18 protein-coding genes are annotated in these 24,392 nt (G+C 71.8%); 14 read left to right on the top strand and 4 right to left on the bottom strand.

The annotated features are described in order from the left end of the window. The first annotated feature begins 29 nt into the window (after nucleotides 1-29). The 3 genes from H5411_RS29680 (at nucleotide 30) to H5411_RS29690 (ending at nucleotide 4,349) form a co-directional block, all read left to right on the top strand. Entirely contained in the window at nucleotides 30-1,529 is a 1,500-nt protein-coding gene (locus H5411_RS29680) for a serine/threonine-protein kinase (RefSeq protein ID WP_183125723.1), read from the top strand. 112 nt (nucleotides 1,530-1,641) lie between these two features. Next, nucleotides 1,642-2,655: a 4-hydroxy-tetrahydrodipicolinate synthase gene (gene dapA / locus H5411_RS29685; RefSeq protein ID WP_183125724.1), complete on the top strand. Its 1,014-nt coding sequence runs from the start codon at nucleotides 1,642-1,644 to the stop codon at nucleotides 2,653-2,655. Beyond that, complete coding sequence (locus H5411_RS29690; protein WP_183125725.1) at nucleotides 2,652-4,349, top strand: ribonuclease J; 1,698 nt, start codon at nucleotides 2,652-2,654, stop codon at nucleotides 4,347-4,349. Before dapA ends, H5411_RS29690 begins: the two co-directional genes overlap by 4 nt. Nucleotides 4,350-4,560: 211 nt before the next feature. On the opposite strand, the gene H5411_RS29695 is transcribed toward H5411_RS29690, so the two are convergent. The 3 genes from H5411_RS29695 to H5411_RS29705 are packed head-to-tail and all read right to left on the bottom strand — an operon-like array spanning nucleotide 4,561 to nucleotide 7,021. Next, nucleotides 4,561-5,505 carry an EamA family transporter gene (locus H5411_RS29695; protein WP_183125726.1) on the bottom strand — a complete coding sequence of 315 codons (945 nt, stop codon included), beginning with the start codon at nucleotides 5,503-5,505 and terminating at the stop codon, nucleotides 4,561-4,563. A gap of 41 nt (nucleotides 5,506-5,546) precedes the next feature. Then, nucleotides 5,547-6,161, bottom strand: a complete 615-nt coding sequence (gene wrbA, locus H5411_RS29700) for an NAD(P)H:quinone oxidoreductase (RefSeq protein ID WP_183125727.1) — start codon at nucleotides 6,159-6,161, stop codon at nucleotides 5,547-5,549. Nucleotides 6,162-6,211: 50 nt separating this feature from the next. Next, entirely contained in the window at nucleotides 6,212-7,021 is an 810-nt protein-coding gene (locus H5411_RS29705) for a lysophospholipid acyltransferase family protein (protein WP_183125728.1), read from the bottom strand. Between the two features lie 445 nt (nucleotides 7,022-7,466). Here H5411_RS29705 and H5411_RS29710 point away from each other — a divergent pair, with 445 nt between their 5' ends. Continuing rightward, complete coding sequence (locus H5411_RS29710) at nucleotides 7,467-9,809, top strand: FtsK/SpoIIIE family DNA translocase (RefSeq protein WP_376772249.1); 2,343 nt, start codon at nucleotides 7,467-7,469, stop codon at nucleotides 9,807-9,809. Between the two features lie 44 nt (nucleotides 9,810-9,853). Beyond that, nucleotides 9,854-10,261 carry a hypothetical protein gene (locus H5411_RS29715; protein ID WP_246369416.1) on the top strand — a complete coding sequence of 136 codons (408 nt, stop codon included), beginning with the start codon at nucleotides 9,854-9,856 and terminating at the stop codon, nucleotides 10,259-10,261. 4 nt (nucleotides 10,262-10,265) lie between these two features. Here H5411_RS29715 and H5411_RS29720 read toward each other — a convergent pair whose 3' ends face one another. Continuing rightward, the gene (locus H5411_RS29720; RefSeq protein ID WP_101441390.1) at nucleotides 10,266-10,793 is read right to left on the bottom strand and encodes an amino-acid N-acetyltransferase; all 528 of its coding nucleotides are present in this window, start codon (nucleotides 10,791-10,793) and stop codon (nucleotides 10,266-10,268) included. 158 nt (nucleotides 10,794-10,951) lie between these two features. Here H5411_RS29720 and H5411_RS29725 point away from each other — a divergent pair, with 158 nt between their 5' ends. From H5411_RS29725 to H5411_RS29765, 9 genes are all read left to right on the top strand, one after another. Then, nucleotides 10,952-13,000 (top strand): acyltransferase family protein, encoded by a 2,049-nt coding sequence (locus tag H5411_RS29725; RefSeq protein WP_220817660.1) that lies wholly within the window; start codon nucleotides 10,952-10,954, stop codon nucleotides 12,998-13,000. A 1,955-nt stretch (nucleotides 13,001-14,955) separates the two neighbouring features. Next, the gene (locus tag H5411_RS49395) at nucleotides 14,956-17,331 is read left to right on the top strand and encodes an AAA family ATPase (RefSeq protein WP_376772250.1); all 2,376 of its coding nucleotides are present in this window, start codon (nucleotides 14,956-14,958) and stop codon (nucleotides 17,329-17,331) included. Between the two features lie 80 nt (nucleotides 17,332-17,411). Next, nucleotides 17,412-18,869, top strand: coding sequence for a 30S ribosomal protein S12 methylthiotransferase RimO (gene rimO / locus H5411_RS29735; protein ID WP_183125734.1), 1,458 nt, complete (start codon nucleotides 17,412-17,414; stop codon nucleotides 18,867-18,869). Further along, nucleotides 18,866-19,513: a CDP-diacylglycerol--glycerol-3-phosphate 3-phosphatidyltransferase gene (gene pgsA, locus H5411_RS29740; protein ID WP_183125735.1), complete on the top strand. Its 648-nt coding sequence runs from the start codon at nucleotides 18,866-18,868 to the stop codon at nucleotides 19,511-19,513. The genes rimO and pgsA overlap by 4 nt, the downstream gene beginning before the upstream one ends. Beyond that, nucleotides 19,513-19,977, top strand: a complete 465-nt coding sequence (locus H5411_RS29745) for a CinA family protein (RefSeq protein ID WP_183125736.1) — start codon at nucleotides 19,513-19,515, stop codon at nucleotides 19,975-19,977. Before pgsA ends, H5411_RS29745 begins: the two co-directional genes overlap by 1 nt. A gap of 100 nt (nucleotides 19,978-20,077) precedes the next feature. After that, entirely contained in the window at nucleotides 20,078-20,530 is a 453-nt protein-coding gene (locus H5411_RS29750; RefSeq protein WP_167442106.1) for a helix-turn-helix domain-containing protein, read from the top strand. Nucleotides 20,531-20,783: 253 nt separating this feature from the next. Next, nucleotides 20,784-21,635, top strand: a complete 852-nt coding sequence (locus H5411_RS29755) for a PspA/IM30 family protein (RefSeq protein WP_183125737.1) — start codon at nucleotides 20,784-20,786, stop codon at nucleotides 21,633-21,635. A 34-nt stretch (nucleotides 21,636-21,669) separates the two neighbouring features. Next, nucleotides 21,670-22,662, top strand: a complete 993-nt coding sequence (gene pspM / locus H5411_RS29760) for a phage shock envelope stress response protein PspM (protein WP_183125738.1) — start codon at nucleotides 21,670-21,672, stop codon at nucleotides 22,660-22,662. Nucleotides 22,663-23,046: 384 nt separating this feature from the next. Beyond that, on the top strand, nucleotides 23,047-24,354 hold the full coding sequence (locus tag H5411_RS29765; RefSeq protein ID WP_183125739.1) for an allophanate hydrolase-related protein: 1,308 nt from the start codon (nucleotides 23,047-23,049) through the stop codon (nucleotides 24,352-24,354). Nucleotides 24,355-24,392 lie beyond the last annotated feature (38 nt).

Consider the following 24,392-nt stretch of genomic DNA (forward strand, 5'->3'; position numbering starts at 1 on the left):
GCGCGAAGCCGACCGAGGAGCCCGACCCCGTGACCGACGAACAGACCCGCCCGCACGACCCGAACCGCACGGCCCCCGCCGGCCGCGTGGTGGCCGGTCGCTACCTGCTCCTCGGCGAACTGGGCCGCGGCGGCATGGGCATCGTGTGGCGCGCGCAGGACCAGGTGATCGGGCGGCAGGTCGCGATCAAGGAACTGCGGCTGCCCGAAACCGAGGGCGCCGCGGTGTTCTCCGAACGGATCCTGCGCGAGGTGCGCGCGGGCGGCCGGCTCAACGACCCGGCCGTCGTGACGGTCTACGACGTGGTCACCGACCAGGGCACCACCTGGATCGTGATGGAACTGGTCGAGGCGCCCACGCTCGCCGACCTGGTGCGCGCGCACGGCCCGATGCCCGAGCAGCAGGCGGCGGTGATCGGGGAGCGGGTGCTGTCGGCGCTGCAGGCCGCGCACGCCGCCGGGATCGTGCACCGCGACGTCAAACCGGCCAACATCATGGTCGCGCCGGACGGCCGGGTGAAGCTCACCGACTTCGGCATCGCGCACGCCATCGACGACCCGCGGCTCACCACGAGCGGGATGATCGTCGGCTCGCCCGCCTTCATGGCCCCGGAGCGGGTCGAGGGCCGCGAGGCGATGCCGGAATCGGACCTCTGGTCGCTCGGCGCGACGCTGTACTTCGCGGTCGAGGGCATCGTCGCGTTCGAACGGCCCACCACGGCCGCCACGCTGCACGCGATCATGACCGAGGTGCCGTACCTGACCCGCGTGCACGGTCCGCTCGGCGCGGTCATCCTCGGCCTGCTGGTGGCGAACCCGGAAGCGCGCCTCACCGCGGCTCAGGCGCGGGCACAGCTCGCCCACGCCACCGGTCCGACGCAGCGTCCGGCCACCGCGGTGCTGCCGCAGGAGACCCGCGTGGGCGGCCAGCCGACCCGGACGGCCGCGCAGCCGGAAGGCAAGAGCAGGCGCGGCTGGTGGGCGGGTGCGATCGCGGTGCTGGTGATCGCCGCGCTGGCCGGCGGGTTCTTCCTCGGCAAGCCGGTGTGGTCGCCGAAGAAGGACGAACAGCAGGCCGACACCGTCACCTACGGCCCGGACGGCTACCTCAAAACCAAGTTCTCCTCGTACGAGATCTGCTACAACGCGGTGGTCCAGCCAGGCGTCGTGATCAGCTCGGACAACAACGTCGACTGCAAGAAGAACCACACGCTCGAGGTCTACGACACCGCCGACCCGTTGCCGCTAGAGAGCTGGAGCGACAACGACGCGGTCGTCGCCCCGTATCCGGGGCTGGAAGACATCACCCGGGCGGCCGAGGCGCGCTGCGCGGCGGCATTCCATTCCGCGGTGGTGCCGCAGCAGCAGCGCACGGGACTGGTCTACCGGGCGATCGTGCCGACCCAGCAGGCGTGGCAGGTGCAGCCGGACAACGACAGCAGCAGCGGCCCGAACCGCAAGATCTACTGCGTCCTCGCGCGGGCGAACAACGACCAGATCCCGGCGCAGATCACCGCCAAGGTCAAGTAGCCGCGCTAGAAGTTCCTCCGCGATGCCCGCGGCGGCGGAAATTCTCCGAAGTTGCCGGTGGCACACCAGGTCGGGGCCGGGTTAGGCGGCCTGAGGAGGTACCGTCGTGGCCATGTCCACCTCACCTGCCGCCGCGCCCGGACGTCCGTTCGGCCGCGTGCTCACCGCGATGGCGACCCCCTTCGACCGAGCCGGGGCGCTGGACGTGAAGCGGGCCCAGGAACTGGCCGAGTACCTCGTGGACCTCGGCAACGACGGCCTCGTCGTCAACGGCACCACCGGCGAGAGCCCGACCACCACCGACGACGAGAAGGCCGCCCTGGTCCGCGCCGTCGTCGAGGCGGTCGGCGACCGCGCGACGGTCATCGCGGGGGCGGGCACCAACAACACCGCGCACAGCATCGAGCAGGCGCACGCCGCCGCCGAGGCGGGCGCGCACGGCCTGCTCGTCGTCACGCCCTACTACTCGCGGCCGAGCCAGGCCGGGCTGTACGCGCACTTCACGACGGTCGCGGACTCGACCGAGCTGCCGGTGATGCTCTACGACATCCCGCCGCGCTCGATCGTGCCGATCGAGGTCGACACGCTGCAGCGGCTGGCCGAGCACCCGCGGATCCTCGCGGTGAAGGACGCCAAGGGCGACCTGATCGCCGGGTCCGAGGTCATCGCGAACACCCACCTCGCCTACTACTCCGGCGACGACGGGCTGAACCTGCCGTGGCTGTCGGTCGGCGCGGTCGGCGTGGTCAGCGTGATCGGGCACGTCGTGGCGGGCCGGATCCGCGCGATGATCGAGGCCTACGAGGCGGGCGACACGTCCACCGCGCGCACGAACCACCGCGGGATGCTGCCGGTCCTGCGGGCGATGTCGCGCGTCGGCGGCGTCGCGTTCAGCAAGGCTTCGCTGCGCCTGCGCGGGTTCGACATCGGCGACCCGCGGCTGCCTATCGTGGCCCCGTTCGACGACCAGCTGGAGCAGATCGCGGCCGATCTCGCCCAGGGCGGCGTGCCGCTGGAGGACAGCGCGGCCTCGGACTGGCATGGTGCACGGGTGGCACAAGCAGATTCGCAGGCGGCCTACACCGCCCCCACCTCGCACACCAGCGTTGGGACAATGCCCCGGTGACTTCACTTCCCGCCGGACCCGGCCCGACGCACCTCCCGCCCGCCCTTCCCGAGGGAGCCCTGCGCGTCGTCGCGCTCGGCGGCATCGGCGAGGTCGGGCGCAACATGACCGTCTTCGAATACGACGGCAGGCTCCTGATCGTCGACTGCGGCGTCCTCTTCCCCGAGGACGACCAGCCGGGCGTCGACCTGATCCTGCCGGACTTCCGCGCGATCGAGGACCGGCTCGACGACATCGACGGCCTCGTGCTCACCCACGGGCACGAGGACCACATCGGAGCCGTCCCGTTCCTGCTCCGGCTGCGCCCGGACGTCCCGATCTACGGTTCGCGGTTCACCAACGCGCTGCTCGCGGCCAAGGCCAAGGAGCACCGCCAGCGGCCGAAGCTGATCGAGGTGCGCGAAGGGGAGAAGCGCCAGGTCGGCGCGTTCGACCTCGAGTTCTTCGCGGTGAACCACTCGATCCCGGACGCGCTCGCGGTCGCCATCCGCACGCCGGCCGGCGTCGTGCTGCACACCGGCGACATCAAGCTCGACCAGCTGCCGCTCGACGGGCGGCTCACCGACCTCGCGGGCTTCTCGCGCCTCGGCGACGAGGGCGTGGACCTGTTCTGCGTGGACTCGACCAACGCCGAGGTACCCGGGTTCGTCATGCCCGAGCGCGACATCGGCCCGGTGCTCGACGACGTCATCCGGCGCGTGGACCAGCGGGTCATCGTCGCGTGCTTCGCCAGCCACGTGCACCGCGTGCAGCAGGTGCTGGACGCCGCGGTGCGGCACGGCCGCCGGGTGGCGTTCGTGGGCCGGTCGATGGTCCGGAACATGGGCATCGCGGCCGAGCTGGGCCTGCTGGAGGTGCCGGACGGCCTGCTCGTGGACCTGGACCAGGCCAGCACCCTGCCGGAGAGCAAGGTGCTGTTCGTGTCGACGGGTTCGCAGGGCGAGCCGCTGTCCGCGCTGTCGCGGATGGCACGCGGCGAGCACCGGCAGATCTCCATCCGCGCGGGCGACACCGTCGTGCTGGCCAGCTCGATGATCCCGGGCAACGAGACCGCGGTGTTCGGCGTCGTCAACGGCCTGACCCGGCTCGGCGCGAACGTGGTGCACCAGGGCAACGCGAAGGTGCACGTGTCCGGCCACGCGTCCGCGGGCGAGCTGCTGTACCTGTACAACGCGGTCCGGCCGAGCAACGTGATGCCGGTGCACGGCGAGTGGAAACACTTGCGCGCCAACGGGGAGCTCGCCATCCGCACCGGCGTCGCGCCGGACAACGTGGTGATCGCCGAGGACGGCGTGGTCGTGGACCTGGTCGACGGCAAGGCTTCGCGCACCGGCCGCGTCGAGGTCGGGCACGTGTACGTGGACGGGCTCTCCGTCGGCGACGTCGGCGAGTCGACCCTGTCCGACCGGCTGGTGCTCGGCGAGGGCGGGTTCATCGCGATCACCGTGGTGGTCGACTCGAACACCGGCCGCGCGGTCAGCAGCCCGACGATCTCCGGCCGCGGGTTCTCCGACGACCCGAAGGCCCTGCACGCCGTCGTGCCGCTCGTCGAGATGGAGCTGGCGCGGACGGAAGCCGAGGGCATCACCGACACCCACCGCATCGCGCAGGCGGTGCGCCGGGTCGTCGGCCGGTGGGTCGCCGACACCTACCGCAGGCGGCCGATGATCGTGCCGACGGTCATCCCGGTCTGAGTCAGCGCCGCGCGCCCGCCAGCAGCAACGCGACCAGCACGGTCGCTGCCTGGCGGGCGAGCGCGTTGCGGGCTCTGCGCTGGTCGGCCCGGCTCGGTCGGTTGTCCATGAGATCCCCCTGGCGTTCTCGTGCGGCCCGTTCAGTGTGGCGGGGCCGCCGATAGGACACATCCCGCTCGAGGCTGGTTCCCGTCTCCCTCCCGGGAGGGAGTCAGGCGACCTCGGCCGTCTGTCGTTGGACCAGGTAGGCACCGCCGAGCAGCAGCGCCGCACCGACCGCTTGCGGCCACGCGAGGGCTTCGCCGAGCAACGCCCACGCGAACGCCGCCGCCGTCACGGGTTCGAGCAGTCCGACGACGCTCGCCACCGAGGCGGGCAGATGGCGCAGCGCGGAGATTCCCGCGACGTAGGGGATGGCCGTCGACAGCACCACCAGGCCGATCAGCAGCAGCCACAAGGGCGGGGTCCAGGGGCCGAAGGCGACGGTCTGGCCCGCCCGGTCCAGCGGCAGCGTCCACGGCGGCGCGGTGACGCTCACGAGCACCCCGCCGATCACCATGCCCCAGGTGACCAGCCCGAGCGGTTCGCGCTCGGCGACCGCGCGTTCGCCGAGCAGGAAGTACCCGGCCGAACAGACCGCCGCGCCGATCCCGGCCAGCAGTCCGATCGCGTCGAGCCCCAGCCCCTGCCAGACCTGCGCCACCAGCGCCAGCCCGACCAGTGCGACCGCCATCCCGAACCACAGCATGCGCGGCAGCCGCTGCCGCCGCACCACGCGCACCCACAACGCGATCAGCACCGGCGACGTGAACTCCAGCAGGATCGCGATGCCGACCGGGATCCGTTCGGCGGCAATGAAATACAGCAGCTGCGTGCCGGCGACGCCGAGCGCTCCGTACGCCAGCAGCATCGGCCATTCCCCGCGCCGGACGCGCAGCGTGCGCGGGGCGAAGAGCGCGGTGCCGACCAGCAGCAGGACTCCCGCCGTCCCGATCCGCAGCACCGCCACCTGCTCCGGCGTCATGCCGGCGCCCATCACGGGTTTCGCCAGCGTGCCGGACGTGCTGAAGAAGACCGCGGCGAGCAGCACGAGCGACAGGCCGCGGCCCCGGCGGATCACCCGGGGTGGTTCCAGGACGGGGAGTTCGGTGGTCACCCGCGCGACATTACGGAGCGGGACGACCGAACGAAACCGAGTTATTCCAAGGCTTTCAGGCCCGTCGCGACGTGCGTCGCGATCGTCGCCAGCCGTCGTCCCTGAAGCCGCAGCGCCCGCAGCGCGGTGTCGTCCGGCGCCGCGGATTTGCGCGAGACGAACGAGCCGCCGTAGGGGTTGCCGGACTCCAGGAGGTGCGGGTCCGCGTAGCCGAGGGGCAGGACGATCGCGCCCCAGTGGTAGAAGATGTTGTTGATTGCCAGCACGGTTGCCTCCAGGCCGCCGTGCGCGGTGGAAGCCGACGTGAACGACGTCGCCACCTTGTCGGCCAGTTTTCCTTGCGCCCACAGGCCGCCTGTAGTGTCCACAAAGGACTTGAGCTGCGCGGCGGGTCCGCCGAACCGGGTCGGGCTGCCGAGCGCGAGCCCGTCCGCCCATGCGAGATCGGCCAGCGTGGCGAGCTCGTGGTGCGGTCCGGAGTCGACCCAGGCCTGCCAGCGCCGATTGCTCGCCACCGCCTCCGGCGGCGCGGTCTCGGGCACGGTGCGGACGCGGACCTCCGCACCGCTTTCTCCCGCCCCTTCGGCGAGCGCGCCGGCGAGGGCGGCGGTGTTGCCGGTAGCGCTGTAATAGACGACCAGAATGCGGGTGCTCACAACTCGCGACCCTAGCCGGGCTCGCTGGTGTGTCCCACGATCCGGACTGCTCAGTGCTGGGGCTTCCAGGGGCTGACCGTGTCGGTGGGCCGGGTCGGGTCGTGGAAGCGCGGGCGGACGGGTTCGTGACGGCGCAACGGGATGAGGCCGTCGGTGATCGCCTGCATGATCTTGGCGTGCGCGCGAACGCCCGCGCCCGGTCGTTCCGGCTCGACGTCGGAGAGGTCCACCGGCGTCCCGAAATGCACCTTGAACCGGGGTCGTCGCAACGGCGCGCTCAACCCGGATTTGGCCAGCGGCAGCAGATCCGCGGGCCCGTTCACGGTCTCCGTGCCCCAGTAGACGGCCTCGTGCGCGCCCCACTGGCTGATCGGGATCACCGGCACCCCCGCGGCCAGCGCGAGCCGGGCCGCACCGGTCTTGCCGCGCTCCGGCCACAGGCCCGGGTCGTGGCTGATCCGCCCCTCCGGGTACACGATGATCGGCTCGCGCGTGGTCCGCAGCGCCTCGGCCGCCTCGGCGAACTGGCCGACCGCGGTCGCCGCCTTGGCCCGGTCCACCCGCAGATGCCCGCTCACGCGCAGCGCGGGCCCGATCACCGGAGCGTCGAGAATCCCGCCGGCGAGCATGAACCGGGGGTTGATGCCGATCCGCTTGCACGCCGCCATGAGCACGAAGGCGTCGAACACGCCGATGTGATTGGCCGTCATGAGCAGCGGCTTGCCCCGCAGCTCCCGAGGCACCGACCCGGTGACCGTGAGCCGCCCGACGAGATTCACCAGCCCCCGGTCGAGGTTGAGCATCGTCCGCCAGATCGCGGGGGCACGGCGCGCGGCGTCGTCCTGTTGGAGCGCGAACATGCGCAGAGCATTTCACGGCGGCCGGATCGCACCGGATCGGGTGGTTCCCCGCCGCGGCATCGGCAAACACCGTCGCCGCGGAGACGGAACCCTCTCTCTCCCGTCGGGGTGCGGCGAGACAGTTCATGCCCGGACCAGGTCGATCGCCGCGGCCGACTGTGACTTGCACCGATTGTTTCGCATGCGCTGCGAGTGGCACATGTGACTATTGGTCCTCGCCCGTTACCGTGGAGGCATGGCTGGGTCGGCGACGAGGAAGCGGAGCACGGCGGGAAGCGGCGGGAAGGCACCGGCGCGCGGTTCGCGTACGCCGGCTAAGTCCCGGGCGGCCGCTTCGAGCAGGTCGTCCAAAGGCTCGTCCAGGGCCCGGAGCAGCTCCCGGCCCCGGACGTCCCCCGCGCGGCGCCCGGCTGGGCGCAAGAGCTCCGGGGCGATCGGGCGCGGCGTGCGCGGCACCTGGAACCTCGCCGCCAAGGGGATCGGTTCGCTGGCCCGCACGGTGGGGCGCACCCGGGAACTCGAGGCGGAACACCGCAGGGACGGGCTCGCACTCGGGCTGATCGCGCTGGCCATCGTCGCCGCGGTCGGGGTCTGGTGGCGGGCGGCCGGTCCGATCGGGGCCGCGGTCGAGATCGCGACGCGGACCGTGCTCGGCGCGGGAGCCGTGACGCTTCCGCTGGTGCTGCTCGTGGTCGCCGTCGCGCTGATGCGGTCCGAGCCGCAGCCGGAGACCCGTCCGCGGATGGTCATCGGCACGCTGCTGGTCGTGCTGTCCGTGCTCGGGATGCTGCACATCTTCACCGCGCTCCCGGACACCAACGACGGCCGGATGTACGCGGGCGGCATCCTCGGCGCGTTCTCCGGCGGTCTGCTGGCCAAGGGCGTCACCACCTGGGTCGCGGTGCCGCTGCTGATCCTCGCGCTCCTGTTCGGCGTGCTTGTGTTCACCGGGACGCCGGTGCGCGACATCCCGCACCGCCTGCGCACCTGGGGGCTCGACGAGCACGAGCTGGCCGAGTACGAGGGAAGCCAGCCCGACGACCACGAAACCGAAGAACCCGAGGCCGACCCGAAGGCCGTCCGGCTGCGGAAGCCGTCGCGCCGCCGCCAGGCCAGCGCCGACAAGGACGGCGAGCAGCTCGACCTCGACGCCGCGCTCGCCGAACCGGCCACGCCGATCCGGCCGCCGAAGCCGGTCGCGCCGCCCGCCGAGGTGCCGGAGAAGAAGCCGAAGAAGGCTCCGGAACCCGCGCTGTCGGTCACCCGCACCGTGGAGGGCGACTACGCGCTCCCGCCGCCCGACCTGTTGAAGCTCGGCGACGCGCCGAAGTCCCGCAGCAAGGCCAACGACCAGATGATCGAGGCGATCACCGGCGTCCTCGACCAGTTCAACGTCGACGCGCAGGTCACCGGCTTCACCCGCGGCCCGACGGTCACCCGGTACGAGGTCGAGCTCGGACCGGGCGTGAAGGTCGAGAAGATCACCGCGCTGACCAAGAACATCGCGTACGCGGTGGCCACCGACAACGTCCGTCTGCTCGCGCCGATCCCGGGCAAGTCCGCGGTCGGCATCGAGGTGCCCAACTCCGACCGCGAGATGGTGCGCCTCGGCGACGTGCTGCGCGCGCCGTCCACGGTCAAGGACAACCACCCGATGCTGATCGGGCTCGGCAAGGACATCGAGGGCGAGTTCGTCACCGCGAACCTCACGAAGATGCCCCACCTGCTGGTCGCCGGTTCGACCGGTTCCGGCAAGTCGAGCTTCGTGAACTCGATGCTGGTGTCGCTGCTGGCCCGTGCGACGCCCGACGAATGCCGGATGATCCTGATCGACCCGAAGATGGTCGAGCTGACGCCGTACGAGGGCATCCCGCACCTGATCACGCCCATCATCACGCAGCCGAAGAAGGCCGCCGCCGCGCTGGCCTGGCTCGTCGAGGAGATGGAGCAGCGCTACCAGGACATGCAGGCCAACCGGGTCCGGCACATCGACGACTTCAACGCCAAGGTCCGCTCCGGCGACATCACCGCGCCGCCGGGCAGCGAACGCGAGTACCAGCCGTACCCGTACATCATGGCGATCGTCGACGAGCTGGCCGACCTGATGATGACCGCCCCGCGCGACGTCGAGGACGCGATCGTCCGGATCACCCAGAAGGCCCGCGCCGCGGGCATCCACCTGGTGCTGGCCACCCAGCGGCCGAGCGTCGACGTCGTCACCGGCCTGATCAAGACGAACGTGCCGTCGCGGCTCGCCTTCGCCACGTCGTCGCTCACCGACTCGCGGGTCATCCTCGACCAGCCTGGCGCGGAGAAGCTGATCGGCATGGGCGACGCGCTCTACCTGCCGATGGGCGCCGGGAAACCGGTCCGCATCCAGGGCGCGTTCGTCGGCGACGAGGAAATCGCCGCGGTCGTCAACTTCGCCAAGGAACAGGCGCAGCCGGACTACAACGAGGGCGTCACCAGCGCCAAGGCGGGCGAGAAGAAGGAGATCGACCCGGACATCGGCGACGACCTCGACGTCCTGCTGCAGGCCGCCGAGCTGATCGTCACGTCGCAGTTCGGGTCCACCTCGATGCTGCAGCGCAAGCTCCGCGTCGGGTTCGCCAAGGCCGGACGGCTGATGGACCTGCTGGAAAGCCGCGGCGTGGTCGGCCCGTCGGAGGGCTCGAAGGCCCGCGACGTGCTGATCAAGCCGGACGAGCTGGAGTCGGTGCTGTTCATGATCCGCGGCGGCTCCGACGCGGGCGGTTCGCCCGCCGGCGGCGAGGACGAAGACTTCTGACCCGGACGTGCAACCCGGCGGCGCGTCGGCCCCGTCCAGTGCGCATGGACCTCAAGAAGCTCGCACTGGGTATCGGGACGGCCGCCGCGCTGGCCGGGTGCGCGGGCGGTCCGGCCGCCCTCGCGCAGACGACCTCGCGCCCGCCGGCCGCCGAGCCGGGCGGGAACGTGGCGCTCGCGCCCGGCCAGGAGGTGCAGGTCGCCGGCCGCGACCTGACCGTGCGCTACCGCCAGCTGGTCTCGGATTCGCGGTGCAAGCCGGGCCGCCAGTGCTTCGTCGCGGGGGAGGCGGTCGTGGCGCTGGTCCTCACCGAGCCGGGCCGCGGCGAGCACACGTCCGTCCAGCTGCACACCGGCCGCCAGGGCCCGGACTCGACGACCTTCGCCGGAACGACGGTGAAGCTCGCCGCCGTGGACGGTTCGGGGAACCGCATCCTCGTCCGGTTCTCCTGAGCGCTCAGAACTCGAGCAGCATCCGCGAGTTCCCGAGCGTGTTCGGCTTGACGTAGGGCAGGTCGAGGAACTCCGCCACGCCCGGGTCGAGCGAGCGCCGCATCTCCTCGTACACCTCGTGCGACACCGGGGCCCCGTCGATCTCGACGAATCCGTGCGCGGCGAAGAACGACGTCTCGAACGTCAGCACGAACAGCCGTTTCAACCCCAGCTCGCGGGCCTCTTCGACGAGCCTGCCGACCAGCGCCCGGCCGATCCCGCGGCCGCGAGCCGCTTTGTCGACCACCACGGTGCGCAGTTCGCCGATGTCCTCCCACAGCACGTGCAGCGCGGCGGCGCCCAGCACGTCGTCGTCGCCGTTCCCGGTGCCGTCCTCGTTGGTCGCGACCCAGAACTCCTGCACCGCCTCGTAAAGCGTGACCAGATCTTTCTCGAGGAGCACGCGGCCGGCGTCGGAATCGACGAGGGCCTTGATCTTGCGCACGTCGGCGATCCGCGCGCGGCGGACGGACGGAGGGCGGGAGTCGGGCACCCGGTCAAGATAACGACCGCGAGCACCGGCGCCGCCGAGCGGCTCCATCGGGGGACCCCGGATGCGTGAAGCCGCGAGCTGTCACGTATAGCTAGTGACCGCACATGACCAGTAGTCGGCGGCCCCCGGCCGGCTACCGGCCCTCGGGAGGAACCTGCATGTCCGGCACCACCGTGGCTGCCCCGGAACGGTCCGGCCAGCCTCCCGCCGGACCGGGCGCGCAGGCGCGTTTCCGGCCCGAGCTGCAGGGCGTGCGGGCACTCGCCTCGGTGCTGGTGGTCGTCTACCACGTGTGGTTCGACCGGATCTCCGGCGGCGTCGACGTGTTCTTCCTCGTCTCCGGGTTCCTGATCACCGGCCAGCTTTACCGGGCGCTGCTGCGCGGCCGGATCGCCTTGCGCGCCACCTGGGGCCGGATGATCAAGCGGCTCTTCCCGGCCGCGATGACCGTGCTGCTGGCGGTCGTGGTCCTGTCGCAGGTGCTGCTGCCGCAGGACCGCTGGTTCCAGACCATCCGCGAGGTCGTCGCGTCGGCGCTGTTCTACGAGAACTGGCAGCTCGCGGCCGATTCGGTGGACTACTTTGCCCAGCACAACAGCGCGAGCCTCGTGCAGCACTTCTGGTCGCTGTCCATCCAGGGCCAGTTCTACGTGCTGTGGCCGCTGCTGTTCGTCGGGCTCGGTCTGCTCGTGCGCCGGCGCGGCTGGTCGCTGCGGCGCACGGTGAACCTGCTGCTGATCGTCCTGTTCGCTGCCTCGCTCGCGTACTCGGTGTACCTCACCGCGGCCGACCAGCCGCTGGCCTACTTCCACGGTCTCACCCGGGTGTGGGAATTCGCGCTCGGCGGCCTGATGGCGATGTTCCTCGACCAGGTGACGCTGCCGCGGCCGCTGCGCATCGTGCTCGGCTGGGTCGGCGTCGCCGGGCTGGTGCTGTGCGGCGTCCTGCTCGACGTCGACAGCGTGTTCCCGGGCTGGATCGCGCTGTGGCCGACCGTCTCGGCGGGCCTGGTGCTCGTGGCCGGGCAGACCGGCAGCGTGCTCGGCGCGGACCGCTGGCTCAGCTCGAAATTCCTCGGCTACGTCGGCAACCTCAGCTTCTCGCTCTACCTGTGGCACTGGCCGGTGCTGGTGTTCTACCTGGTCGTCCGGGACCGGGTGGCGGTCGGCCTGCTCGGCGGCACGTTCGTGGTCGGCGTGTCCTTCCTGCTTTCGATCCTGACCTATCACCTGATCGAGAACCCGATCCGGCTGTCGAAGATCGGCACCGCGAAACAGTGGGGCGCCTACCGGTTCGGCGTGCTCGCGCTGGCCCCGGTGCTCGTCGCGAGCGGCGTCTGGCAGGGTGTGAGCAGCGCGCGGGCGAACTACGAGATCGCCATCGGCGACCCGGACCACCCGGGCGCGGTCGCGCACGCGCAGGGGTTCGTCTACCGCGGCGCGCCGTCGCCGTCGATCGTGCCGCCCACGGTGAAACTCGCCGACGACTGGGCCCGCATTCCGCCGGACCAGTGCTCGGTCTCGCCGCGCAACAAGGAACTGCAGATTTGCACGGAAGGCCCGGAAGGCCCGCCGTCCAAGCGGATCGTGCTCGTCGGGGACTCGCACATCCAGCAGTACCTCGCCGCCTTCCGGCCCGCGGTCGTCTCGGACGGCTGGCAGGTCAAGACCATGCTGAAGGGCGCGTGCCCGTATTCGAGCGGCTCGGAGCTGATGCCGGGCGACAAGAACTGCGTCGACTGGAACAAGGCCGTCACCGGCGAACTGCTCGACACGCGCCCGGACGCGGTCGTCATGCTCGGCACGGTCAACTCCAAGCCCGGGCCGAACGAGTCGACGCCGAAGGGCTTCGTCGACGTCTGGTCCACTTTGGACGACGCGGGCATCCCGGTCGTGGCCGTGCGCGACAACCCGCGCTACGCGTTCAACATGGCCAGCTGCGTCGCGCAGAAGAGCCCGGCCGACCCGTCGTGCTCGGTGCCGCGCGAGGCCGCGGTCGCCCCGGCGCCGTCGTGGGAGCGGGTGGAGAACGTCCCGGACAACGTGACGTTCCTGGATTTCACCGACTACTACTGCGACCGCAAGCGCTGCCGCGCGGTCGTCGGGAACGTGCTGGTCTACATGGACGACAACCATCCGTCCGCGACCTTCAACACGACCCTCGCGCCGATCGCGGTCAACCAGCTCAAACACGCCCTGCAGTGGTGACCGCGCACGAGGGGCGAACGGACGACTTCGGCGGCTAGCCGTCGCGGAGCGTCCCGGATTGGGCACAATAGGGCGGCGGCACGTGGGCCGCACGGGCACCTGAGGGGGAGCTGGTCTTTTTGACGCGCGCAGGGTGGGACGCATTCCAGGCCGCACAGTCCGAGGCGGCGGCGGGCCGGACGGCCGCGCTGACCGGCCCGGACGGCGTCGGATGGCTGCTCGTCCCCGGCCAGGCGTGGCAGCGGAGGCTGCCGGACGGGAACTGGCAGTACACGCAACCGCCCGCGGACCCCGGCTACCGCGCGGCCGCCCGTCTCGTGCCGCCGCCCGGCACTCCCGCGCCCGGCATGCCCGCACCGGGTTACGGCGCGCCGCAGCAGTACCCGGGCGGCCCGCAGGGCTATCCCGGTCCGGGTGCCGGCGGAGGACCCCGGCCGCCGTATCCCGGTCCGCAGAGCAACCCGGGCGGGTTCGCCGGCCCGCAAGGCAATCCCGGCGGTTACCCGGCGCAGCCCGCGCCGCAGGGCTATCCCGGCCCGCAAGGCAGCCCCGGCGGCTACGGCGGACCCACGGCTCCGGCCGGAAACGGCTTCGGCGGACCGCCTTCCGCTCCGCAGGGCTACCCCCCGCCGCAGCCCGGCTACCAGCCCGCTCCGCAGGGCGGCGGCCCGTGGTCCGGGCAAGTCCCGGCACAGCCGCCGCCCGCCGCGGCCGTGCCCTCGGGGCCGCTGCCCGCCGCCCCGCCGTCCGCACCGGCACCGGCTCCCGCGAGTGCCCCGGCACCGGCTCCCGCGACCGCTCAGCGGCCGCAGATCCGGGTGGAGAACCTCGGCCAGGCCGGGATGTTCGTCTCGGGGACCGAATCGATCGCCGAGTTCGTCACGCGCGCCACCCGGGTGGTCGCCTGGGCGGACGCCACCCGGCACGGCACCGCGAACGGCCCCGGCGAACCGCCGCCGGTCGAACCGGAGCGTCCGGGGTCGGACGGCTCCGGCGCCAACGTGCTCGGCGACATGGCCCGGCACAGCCGGTCGGTGACGCTCGACCTGCTGGCCGCGGGCAACCGCATGTGGCAGCGCAAGGAGCAGTCCCGGTACGAAAAGGCCTACGAGGAGTGGCAGAAGGCCTACGCCGAATGGGAGAAGCGCGAAGCGGCCCGGATGACCGCGGGCACCAAGCAGCCGAACCCGTTCATCCTGCTGGTGGGGGAGCCGAACACCGGCCAGCGCCGGTTCACCCGGGCCCTGAAGGCGTCGCTGACCGAGGCCGAAGTCGGCTTCGACAACGCCGAGTTCTTCGACTGCGCCGCCCTGCTCGCGGAGTACGGCGACGACCCGGTCGAGCGCTCGGTGCCCGCGACGATCAACGAAATCGAAAACGGCGGCTCCGCGCTGATGCTCGCCGAGCGGGTCGACGCGCTCTTCGAAAAGGACGTCGCCGGGACCGTCCGGCTGCTGCGCAATTACGCGCGCGACCAGGACAGCTGCCGCCTGATCATCTTGGACGGCACCGAGAAGGTCCTCGAGCAGCTCAGCACCGAGGCGCCTGACCTGGTGCAGAACATGCTGCAGTACCGGCTGCCCCGGTTCGACCGGCCCGCCGAAGCGGCCGCGCTGCTCGACGTTCTCTCCCGGGAACGCTCGTTCGGCCTGCCCGCCGACGTGCGCGACCGCCTCGCCGCGCTGGCCAAGGAGCCCGGCGCCCGCACGGTGGAGGCGATGCTGGACGCGGCCTCGCGGCAGGCGATCAGCCGCGGCGCGGTGCCGGGCACCCGGATCGAGATCGGCCACGCGGACATCGAGCCGCTCGTCGCCGCGGCCGGCCAGCGCGGCGGAGCCTCGATCGAGGAACTGCTCGCCGAACTGGACGGGATGATCGGCCTCGCCGCGGTCAAGGAACGGGTCCGCTCGCTGACGTCGGAGATGACGATCGACGCGCGGCGCCGGGAAGCGGGCATGAAGGTCGCCGTGCGCAGCCGCCACCTGCTGCTGACCGGCAATCCGGGCACGGCGAAGACGACCGTGGCGCGGCTGCTCGGCAAGATCTACCGGGCGCTCGGTGCGCTGCCCAAGGGCCACGTCGTGGAGGTGACCCGCACCGACCTGGTCGGCGAGTACGTCGGCCAGACCTCGCTGAAGACCCGCGCGGCGGTCCAGCGGGCCGTCGGCGGCGTGTTGTTCCTCGACGAGGCGTACAACCTCGTGAACGACAAGGACGACGACTTCGGCCGGGAAGCGGTCGCGGAACTGCTGGTGCAGATGGAAAACCATCGCGAGGACCTGGTGGTCTTCGCGGCCGGCTATCCCAAGGAAATGGACGCCTTCCTGGAGTCCAACTCCGGCCTGCGGTCGCGGTTCGCCGGGTCGATCGAATTCCCGGACTACTCCAACGACGAGCTGGCGCAGATCTTCCGCGCGATGGCGAAGAGCCAGGGTTACGAGCTGTCCGCGGACCTGCTCGCGGCCCTGCCGGAGGCGGTCCGGCGGATCCCGCGCGGCCGCGGGTTCGCGAACGGCCGGTCCGCGCGCGTGCTGCTGGAAGCTGCGATCGGCAAGCAGTCCACCCGGTTGACCACCGACGGCGGCGCGGACCTGGTCACGCTCGTCGCCGCCGACCTGCCCGGTCCCGGCGAATCCGGCGTCGGCGCGGTGGACGACTCCGGACCGCGGCGCAGCCTCCCCGAGCTGCTGGCCGAACTGGACGCGATGATCGGGCTCGACTCGGTGAAGCAGCGCGTGCGGTCCATGGTGGACGAGATGGCTGTCGACGCGCGGCGGCGCGACGCGGGCATGAAGGTCGCCGTGCGCAGCCGCCACCTGCTGTTCACCGGCAACCCCGGCACGGCGAAGACGACCGTGTCGCGGCTGGTCGGCCAGATCTACCGCGAGCTGGGCGTGCTGCCGTCCGGGCACCTGGTCGAGGTCGGCCGCGGCGATCTAGTCGCCGAGTTCACCGGCCAGACCGCGCCGAAGACCCGCGAAGTGTGCGAACGGGCCGCGGGCGGTGTGCTGTTCATCGACGAGGCGTACAACCTCGTGCGCGACGAGAACGACGACTACGGCAAGGAAGCCGTCACCGAACTGCTGGTGCAGATGGAGAACCACCGCGACGACCTGGTGGTGTTCGTCGCGGGCTATCCCAAGCAGATGGACGAGTTCCTGGAGTCCAACCCGGGCCTGCGGTCGCGGTTCTCCGGCCGGATCGAGTTCCCGGACTACACGAACGAAGAACTCGCCGGGATTTTCACGGTGATGGCGAAGAGCCAGGGTTACGAGCTGTCCGCGGACCTGCTCGCGGCCCTGCCGGAGGCGATCCGCCGCATCCCGCGCGGCCGCGGGTTCGCGAACGGCCGGTCCGCGCGCGGCCTGCTGGAAGCCGCGATCAGCGGGCAGTCCAGCCGCCTCGCCGCCGCCCCGGACACTCCGCCGGACCAGCTGGCCGTGCTCGTGGCCGCCGACCTGCCGGGCGAGGCCGGGGTCGCGGTCAGCGACGACGCCGGACCGCGCCGCGGCCTGGACGACCTGCTCGCCGAACTCGACGGGATGATCGGCCTGGACGAGGTGAAGGCGCAGGTCCGCGCGCTGGTCGCGGAAACGCGGCTGGACGCGCGCCGCCGCAAGGCCGGGCTGCCGGTCGGGGCGCGCAGCAGGCATCTCGTGTTCACCGGCAACCCGGGCACCGCGAAGACGACCGTCGCGCGCCTGATGGGGCAGATCTACCGCGAGCTGGGCGTGCTGCCGTCCGGGCACCTCGTCGAGGTCGCGCGGCCGGACCTGGTGGGCGAGTACATCGGCCAGACCGCGCCGAAAACCCGCGAGGTGTGCGAACGGGCGATCGGCGGGCTGCTGTTCGTCGACGAGGCCTACACGCTGGTCCAGGGTTCCGCGTCGGGCACCGATTTCGGGGCCGAGGCGATCGCCGAGCTGCTGGTGCAGATGGAGAACCACCGCGAGGACCTGATCGTGATCGCGGCCGGCTACCCGGCGGACATGGACCGCTTCCTCGACGCCAACGCCGGCCTGCGGTCCCGCTTCGGCGCGACAGTGCATTTCGCCGACTACGACAACGCCCAGCTGGCCGAGATTTTCACCGCCATGGCGGGCAAACAGGGCTACCGCCTCGACGCCGGGCTCGCCGAAGCGCTGCCCGGGTTCATGGCCCGCCTCGACCGCGGACCGGGTTTCGCCAACGGCCGTTCGGCCCGCGGCCTGCTCGAACGCGCGATCCGGGCGCAGGCGATGCGGCTGGCCGGGCCGGACGTCGACCTGGAGGCGCTGGACGACGCGGAGCTGACGCTGCTGACGGTTCCGGACGTGTCCGCCGCGGAGTGACCCGGCCGGAGGAGGCCGCCTCACCGCACTGGGCGACGCCGTCGCGGAGCGGTCCGGAAGCGACGGCTACCCTGAACGTCGTGCCTTCTCCAGCCGCTGACTCCGCTCGCGCCCGCCGTGTCTCCCTCGTGACCTTGGGCTGCGCCCGCAACGAGGTCGATTCCGAGGAGCTGGCGGGCCGGCTGGCCGCGGGCGGCTGGGAACTGGCCGCCGAACCGGAGGATTCCGACGTCGTCGTGGTCAACACGTGCGGGTTCGTCGAATCGGCCAAGAAGGACTCGGTCGACACGCTGCTCGCGGCGGCCGACACCGGGCGCAAGGTCGTCGCGGTGGGCTGCATGGCCGAGCGCTACGGCAACGAACTCGCCGACAGCCTGCCCGAAGCCGACGCGGTGCTCGGCTTCGACCACTACGCCGACCTGTCCGCCCGGCTGGACGACGTGGTCGCCGGCCGCGCGATCGCCGCGCACACCCCGTCCGACCGGCGCAAGCTGCTGCCGATCAGCCCGGTGCAGCGGCCCGCCGCGAGCGCCGAGGTCGAGGTGCCCGGGCACGCGCAGCACGGCTGGGGCCCGCGGGTCCTGCGCACGCGGCTCGACGACTCCCCGGTCGCCGCGCTGAAGATCGCCTCCGGCTGCGACCGGCGCTGCTCGTTCTGCGCGATCCCGTCGTTCCGCGGGTCCTTCGTGTCGCGGCAGCCGGACGAGATCGTCGCCGAGGCGGCCTGGCTCGCCGAGAACGGCGCGAAGGAACTGTTCCTGGTCAGCGAGAACTCCACGTCGTACGGCAAGGACTTCGGCCGCGACGGCACCCGCGCGCTCGAACTGCTGCTGCCGCGGCTGGCGGAGATCGACGGCATCGAGCGCGTCCGCGTGTCCTACCTGCAGCCCGCCGAGACGCGGCCGCAGCTGGTGCGGGCCATCGCGACCACGCCGGGCGTCGCGGACTACTTCGACCTGTCCTTCCAGCACTCCAGCGAGCAGGTGCTGCGCCGGATGCGCCGGTTCGGATCCACCGATTCGTTCCTCGCGCTCACCGAGCAGATTCGCGAGTACTCGCCCGAGGCGGGCATCCGCACCAACGTGATCGTCGGCTTCCCCGGCGAGACTGAGGACGACCTGGCCGAGCTGGAGCGGTTCCTCACCGGAGCCCGGCTCGACGCGGTCGGCGTGTTCGGCTACTCCGACGAGGACGGCACCGAGGCCGAGACCTTCGACGGCAAGCTCGACCCGGCCGAGGTCGCCGAGCGCGTCGCGCGCATTTCGGCGCTCGTCGAAGAACTGACCGCGCAGCGCGCCGAGGACCGGATCGGCACCTTCGTGGACGTGCTGGTCGAGCACGACGGCGCGGACGGCGACGACGCGGTCGGCCGCGCCGCGCACCAGGCCCCCGAGGTCGACGGGGAATGCGTCATCCTCGAGGACGAAGACTCCTCCGCCACTAAGCCGTTCGCGGTGGGAGACCTCGTCCGCTGCGAGGTCGTCGACTCCGCCGGCGTCGACCTGGTCGTCCGCCCGGCGCCGGACGCCGGCCGGTGAGTGCCGCGCCCAGCGGGGCGGGCGAGGGCGTGCCCCGCGCCGCGTCCGAGGGCGGGGCCCAGCTGCCCGAGGCGACTGAAGTCCCGACGCTGAACCTGGCGAACCTGCTCACCATCTCGCGGCTCGTCCTGGTCCCGCTGTTCGTCGTCGCGCTGTTCACCGGCCACGGCGAGGACACCACCTGGCGCGCCATCGCCACCGGCCTGTTCGCCATCGCCTCGGCGACCGACCAGGTCGACGGCTGGGTCGCCCGCCGCTACGGCCTCATCACCGACTTCGGCAAGATCGCCGACCCGATCGCGGACAAGGCGCTCATCGGCGCCGCGCTGGTCGGGCTCAGCGCGCTGGGGGAGCTGTCCTGGTGGGTCACCATCGTGATCGCGGTGCGCGAGATCGGCGTGACGCTGCTGCGGTTCTGGGTGATCCGGCACGGCGTCATCCCGGCCAGCCGCGGCGGCAAGGCGAAGACGATGGCGCAGATCCTCGCGATCGTGACCTACCTGCTGCCGCTGCCGGACGGCGCGGACCCGGTGCGCTGGGTTCTCATGGGCATCGCGGTGGCGCTGACCGTGATCACCGGCGTCGACTACCTGGTCCGGGCGATCCGGCTGCGCGCCGCGGGCCGGCGCGCGATGGGCACGTGATGACCGAAGCGCGCGAGCTGGTCGCGGTCCTCACCCGGCGGGGGGAAACCGTAGCCGCGGCGGAGTCGCTCACGGCCGGTCTCGTCTGCGCCACGCTCGCCCAGGTGCCGGGCGCGAGCGCGGTGCTGCGCGGCGGCCTGGTGGTCTACGCCACAGAACTGAAGGCCGCGCTCGCCGGGGTCGACGAACAGCTGCTGGCCGAGCACGGCGCGGTGCATCCGGAGGTCGCCGCGCAGCTGGCCAGGGGCGCGCGGGAGCGCTGCGGAGCGACCTGGGGGCTCGGCCTGACCGGCGTCGCCGGGCCGGATCCGCAGGACGGCGTGGCCCCGGGCACCGTCTACGTCGGCCTCTCCGGACCGGGGGCGGACACGGTGCGTGAGCTGGCCGAAACCGGTGACCGGGACATCATCCGGACCTCGTCGGTGCGCGCCGCGTTCGCACTGCTCCGGGAACAACTAGACTGAAAACGGCGTTCGCCCTTGGCGTACGCATGTGCCAAGTCCTGCACTCGGGGCACCGCTCTGGGTAACGTAGGAGGCACCAGTTCGGGAAGGGAGGCGCGTGATGACCGTGCTGTTGCGCGAGGCGATCGGTGATCGGCTCCGTCATGCCCGCACCAACCAGCGTCGGACGCTGCGTGACATCTCCCGCGCCGCCCGGGTGAGCCTCGGCTACCTGTCCGAGGTCGAGCGCGGCCAGAAGGAAGCTTCCAGCGAGCTGCTGGCGTCCATTTGCGAGGCGCTTGAGCTGCCGCTGGGAGAGCTGCTGCACAAGGTCGCCGCCGACGTGTCGGCCCTCGACAAGGTCGAGGTCGCGCCGGTGGCCGACGAGGTGGAGGCCGCGCCGAGCCAGACCGTGCCCGACCGGGGCGAGGCCGGGTTCGAAGGCGGCCGCCTGGTGTCGGAGCTGATCGGCGACGACCTCTCCGACCTGCGGCTCCAGCCCGCTCCGCGGATGAACACGACGTTGCGGACCACGATCGGCGCGCCGAAGCTGGCGTCCACGATCGCGGCGTAACGCCGGCGCTGCTTCGCCGCACGGCCCCGGGGATCTCCCCGGGGCCGTGCGGCGTGCGCGGGGCGGGTTCCGCGACGGGTCCGGGGCACGGTCAGGGCTGACCCTGAATTCCCCCGGGGTCGCCTGGAACGGCGGAGGCCGACCTGACACGATGGAACCCGACGCCGGGGTCGGTACGTTATGCGACTAGGGGAGCGACGCCCCGCCCCGAAGCAATCAGGGCCCGTGGGACGCAAGAAGGCAGGCGGAGGAGATGGCCAACCCGTTCGTGAAGTTCTGGAAGTACATGATGGCGGCGTTCTCGTCGAAGATCGACGAGCACGCCGACCCGAAGGTACAGATCCAGCAGGCCATCGAGGAGGCGCAGCGCAACCACCAGGCGCTGACGCAGCAGGCCGCCTCCGTGATCGGCAACCAGCGGCAGCTGGAGATGAAGCTCAACCGCCAGCTCGGCGAGGTCGAGAAGCTGCAGGCCTCGACGCGCCAGGCGCTGGTGCTGGCCGACGAGGCCCGCGGCAAGGGCGACGAGGCGAAGGCCGCCCAGTTCGAGACCGCGGCGGAGAGCTTCGCCGCGCAGCTGGTCACCGCCGAGCAGAGCATCGAAGACCTCAAGACGCTGCACGACCAGTCGCTGCAGGCGGCGACGCAGGCCAAGCAGGCCGTCGAGCGCAACGCGACGATGCTGCAGCAGAAGCTCGCCGAGCGCACCAAGCTGCTCTCGCAGCTGGAGCAGGCGAAGATGCAGGAGCAGGTCTCCGCCTCGCTGAACCAGATGAGCCAGCTGGCCGCGCCGGGCAACACGCCGTCGCTGGAAGAGGTCCGGGACAAGATCGAGAAGCGCTACACCACCGCGCTCGGCTCGGCCGAGCTGGCGCAGAACTCGGTGCAGGGCCGCATGATGGAGGTCCAGGAGTCGGCCACCCAGATGGCGGGCCACTCGCGGCTGGAGCAGATCCGCGCGTCGATGCGCGGCGATTCGGTCGCCCAGGTCACCGACGGCGGCGCGAGCGCGGGGGCGGCCGCCGCCAAGCCGGCCGCCTCGGGCGACATCCAGCGGGAGATCCAGGCCCGCGTGCAGGCCGAACAGGGCAAGAACCCGGCCTGACCGGCCGGGCACGAGCGGCGCAGGGGGCAGGGCGATGACCAAGAGGCGGGACTTCAGCGAGTTCAACGCCAAGCTCGAGAAGCACATCGAGCGGTTGCCCGACTACGCCCAGCGCGCCCAGGAAAAACTGCAGCGGTACTTCCCGCCGGCCGACGAGGCCGGCGGGAAGCCGCAGCAGAACGGCCGGACCCAGCGCGCTCCGGTTCCCCCGCCGCCGGTGCCGCGCCGTCCGTCGGCTCCGGCCGCGTCCGCGGTCTTTTCCACGGTGGCCGGGCAGGTTCCCGCGGTCGCCGAGGCCCGCGCGAAATGGCAGCGCTGGAACGAGCCGAGCGCGAAACACCAGCGCCGGATCCGCCGCACCTCGCGCGTGCTCACCCTCTGGGTGCTGATCACGATCCTGCTCGGGGTCCTCACCGTGCTCACCGCCACCGGCCTGCTCGGCGGAGCGGCGGCCGGCCCGGAGATCGGGCAGGCGGTGTTCTCCGGTTTCGCCACGCTGGTATTCGGCACGTTCAGCGTCCGGACCGGGATGCGGTTGCGAGAGCTGAAGAAGGTCGAACTCCCGGCCGCGCCCAGCGGCCCGCCGCCGCTGCCCGCCGCCGGTTCGGCCGCGCGCGAGCCGATGGAGCGACTGGCCGAGTCGGAGGCTTCGCTGCGCGAACTCCTGCGTCAGCTGTCCGTGCCCACTTCGCTGGGCACCACCGCGGTTCCGGAGGTCTCGGTCGCCGACGCCCGCGCGACGGCCGACGAGGCCGCCCGTGCGCTGCGCGGCCTGGCCGACCGGATCCAGGCCATCGAACGAGGCCGCAATTCCGCGCCGGAGCGCGAACGGTCGGCGTTGCAGGCCGCCGTCACGAAGCTCCGCGAACAGCTCGACGACGGCATCGAGCGTTACGGCAGCTTGGTCGCCGCCGCCGGTCGCGCGGTGGCCGCGAGCAGTGACGGCATGGTCACGTCGCGGGAAGCGCTGACGGACGCGACGGATCGGCTCGCCGGGCTGGCGCTGGCGCTGAAGGATCTCGGCTGACCTGCTGATCCAGCCGCTGTTTCGGGTCGCGCGGCCCGTAATCCGCCGCGAAACGCCCGATGCCGGGGTGAATGTGGCCCGGCCCGCGGTTTCGCCGCGACTCCGGGATTCGCGAAGGCCGGGCGGAAACGCCGTCCTGATGGGCGAGTTTGGGATTCCGGTCGGCGCAACGGGACTGCCCGGCCGCGACGGTGCGTGAGTTTCTCCCGCACACCGCAACAATCGCGTAATCCGATCCTGCTGGTGACGGAAACGTCTGCGGTTTAACGTTTTTCTCATGAGGTCGGTGTTGGCACCCGCCACGCCCGGCGTCGCGGGCTGAGGTTCGCGGCGCCGGACGTACACAGTGGACTCCTCCGATCCCGCCGAGGAAAGGACGCCCTCGTGACTACGCTCCCGCCGGAACCTGATCCTGTTCCCGTCCCTCCGCCCAGCTCGCACGAGCGGGTCCGCACCGCGTTCGAGCGGCTCGCGAAAGCCGACCGCCCCGGACTCTGGACCGCGGTGCGCACCATGGAGGAAGTGCTCGTCGAAGCGAAGACCGTCGACGAACGCGTGCACGCCGGGGAAGACCTGCCGCTGGCCGGAACCGTCTGCGCGGCAGACGTCGAGGGCGTGCCCGCGCTCGCGCGGCTGACCGACGCCGGCGCGGTGGTCCTCGGAACCGCCGTCGCGGACCCGGAAAACGCGGCCGTCGGACTCGAGATCGTCGACCTGGCCCTGAATTCGTCCGCGCGCGAGATCTCCGCCCCGCCCGGGGTGCTCACGCTCAAACCGACGCCCGGACTGATCCCGGGGCCGACCGTCTCGGTGTCCGCCCGCCGCCTCGCGACTGGTCAGCGCGCCATCGCCACGATGCTCGGCCCCGGCGGCGTGGACCCGGCGGTCCGCGAATGGCCCGCCGACGTCCGCCTCGCCGCCGGACAGCACCCGCGCCTCGGCATCCCCGCCGAAGCGAACCTCCCGCTGCCCGCGAGGAGAGCGTTCGACGTCGCAGCTGCCTCTCTGGAGGCTTCCGGCGCCGTGCTGGTCCCGGTAGACGTCAGAGCGTTTTACGGCGCTGGAGACGTCCTGGCCGCCCGCTCGCTGCTGGCGGATCTGGACGCCCTGCTCCTGCCGACCGTCGGCATCCTGGACGCGACTCTGAACGCCCTCGATCTCGCTGCGGTGACTGTGCCAGGGGACCGGCGGCCGTATGGGATCACCGTGGTGACGCGGGCGTTCGAGGACCAGATCGGGAACGACCTGGCTTCGGTGCTGACTGGCGAGCAGTCGCCGGATCCGTATCCGTGCGAGAGCGTCGACGTCGTGGTCTTCGGCGCGCATCTGTGCGGGCAGCCGTTGCACGACGAGCTGCACGGCGCTCGGTTCGGCGGTCTGGTCCGGACCGCGGAGCGCTACCGGATGGTGCTGCTCGAGGGGGTCACGCCGCCTCAGCCCGGGGTCATCCCCGGATCGGCCGGAGTGGACGGCGAACGCTGGCGGTTGTCCCCGGCGGCGTTCGGCCGGTTCGCCGCTGGCTTGTCAGCGCCGTTCGTGCTCGGCCGGGTCGAGCTGGAGGACGGGAGTTCCCCGCTCGCGGTGCTGTGCGAACCAGCGGCCGCGGAGGGAGGGGAAGGCCTGGACCGGTACGCGTCTTGGCGCGGGTATCTGCGATTCGTCAGCACTGGCGGGCCCCGGTTCCCCGGCTGAGGGGGCGGACGCGGCTGGGGTGATGACCAGCCGCCGTC

Source organism: Amycolatopsis echigonensis (assembly GCF_014174495.1).
GTDB classification, from domain to species: domain Bacteria; phylum Actinomycetota; class Actinomycetes; order Mycobacteriales; family Pseudonocardiaceae; genus Amycolatopsis; species Amycolatopsis echigonensis.

Excerpts from the sequence above, each read along its gene's own strand:
- H5411_RS29750 (WP_167442106.1), top strand. The coding sequence starts at position 20,078 with ATGACCGTGCTGTTGCGCGAGGCGATCGGTGATCGGCTCCGTCATGCC.
- H5411_RS29755 (WP_183125737.1), top strand. The coding sequence starts at position 20,784 with ATGGCCAACCCGTTCGTGAAGTTCTGGAAGTACATGATGGCGGCGTTC.
- H5411_RS29705 (WP_183125728.1), bottom strand. The coding sequence starts at position 7,021 with ATGTTCGCGCTCCAACAGGACGACGCCGCGCGCCGTGCCCCCGCGATC.
- H5411_RS29745 (WP_183125736.1), top strand. The coding sequence starts at position 19,513 with ATGACCGAAGCGCGCGAGCTGGTCGCGGTCCTCACCCGGCGGGGGGAA.
- pspM (WP_183125738.1), top strand. The coding sequence starts at position 21,670 with ATGACCAAGAGGCGGGACTTCAGCGAGTTCAACGCCAAGCTCGAGAAG.
- H5411_RS29715 (WP_246369416.1), top strand. The coding sequence starts at position 9,854 with ATGGACCTCAAGAAGCTCGCACTGGGTATCGGGACGGCCGCCGCGCTG.
- H5411_RS29725 (WP_220817660.1), top strand. The coding sequence starts at position 10,952 with ATGTCCGGCACCACCGTGGCTGCCCCGGAACGGTCCGGCCAGCCTCCC.
- H5411_RS49395 (WP_376772250.1), top strand. The coding sequence starts at position 14,956 with ATGAAGGTCGCCGTGCGCAGCCGCCACCTGCTGCTGACCGGCAATCCG.
- dapA (WP_183125724.1), top strand. The coding sequence starts at position 1,642 with ATGTCCACCTCACCTGCCGCCGCGCCCGGACGTCCGTTCGGCCGCGTG.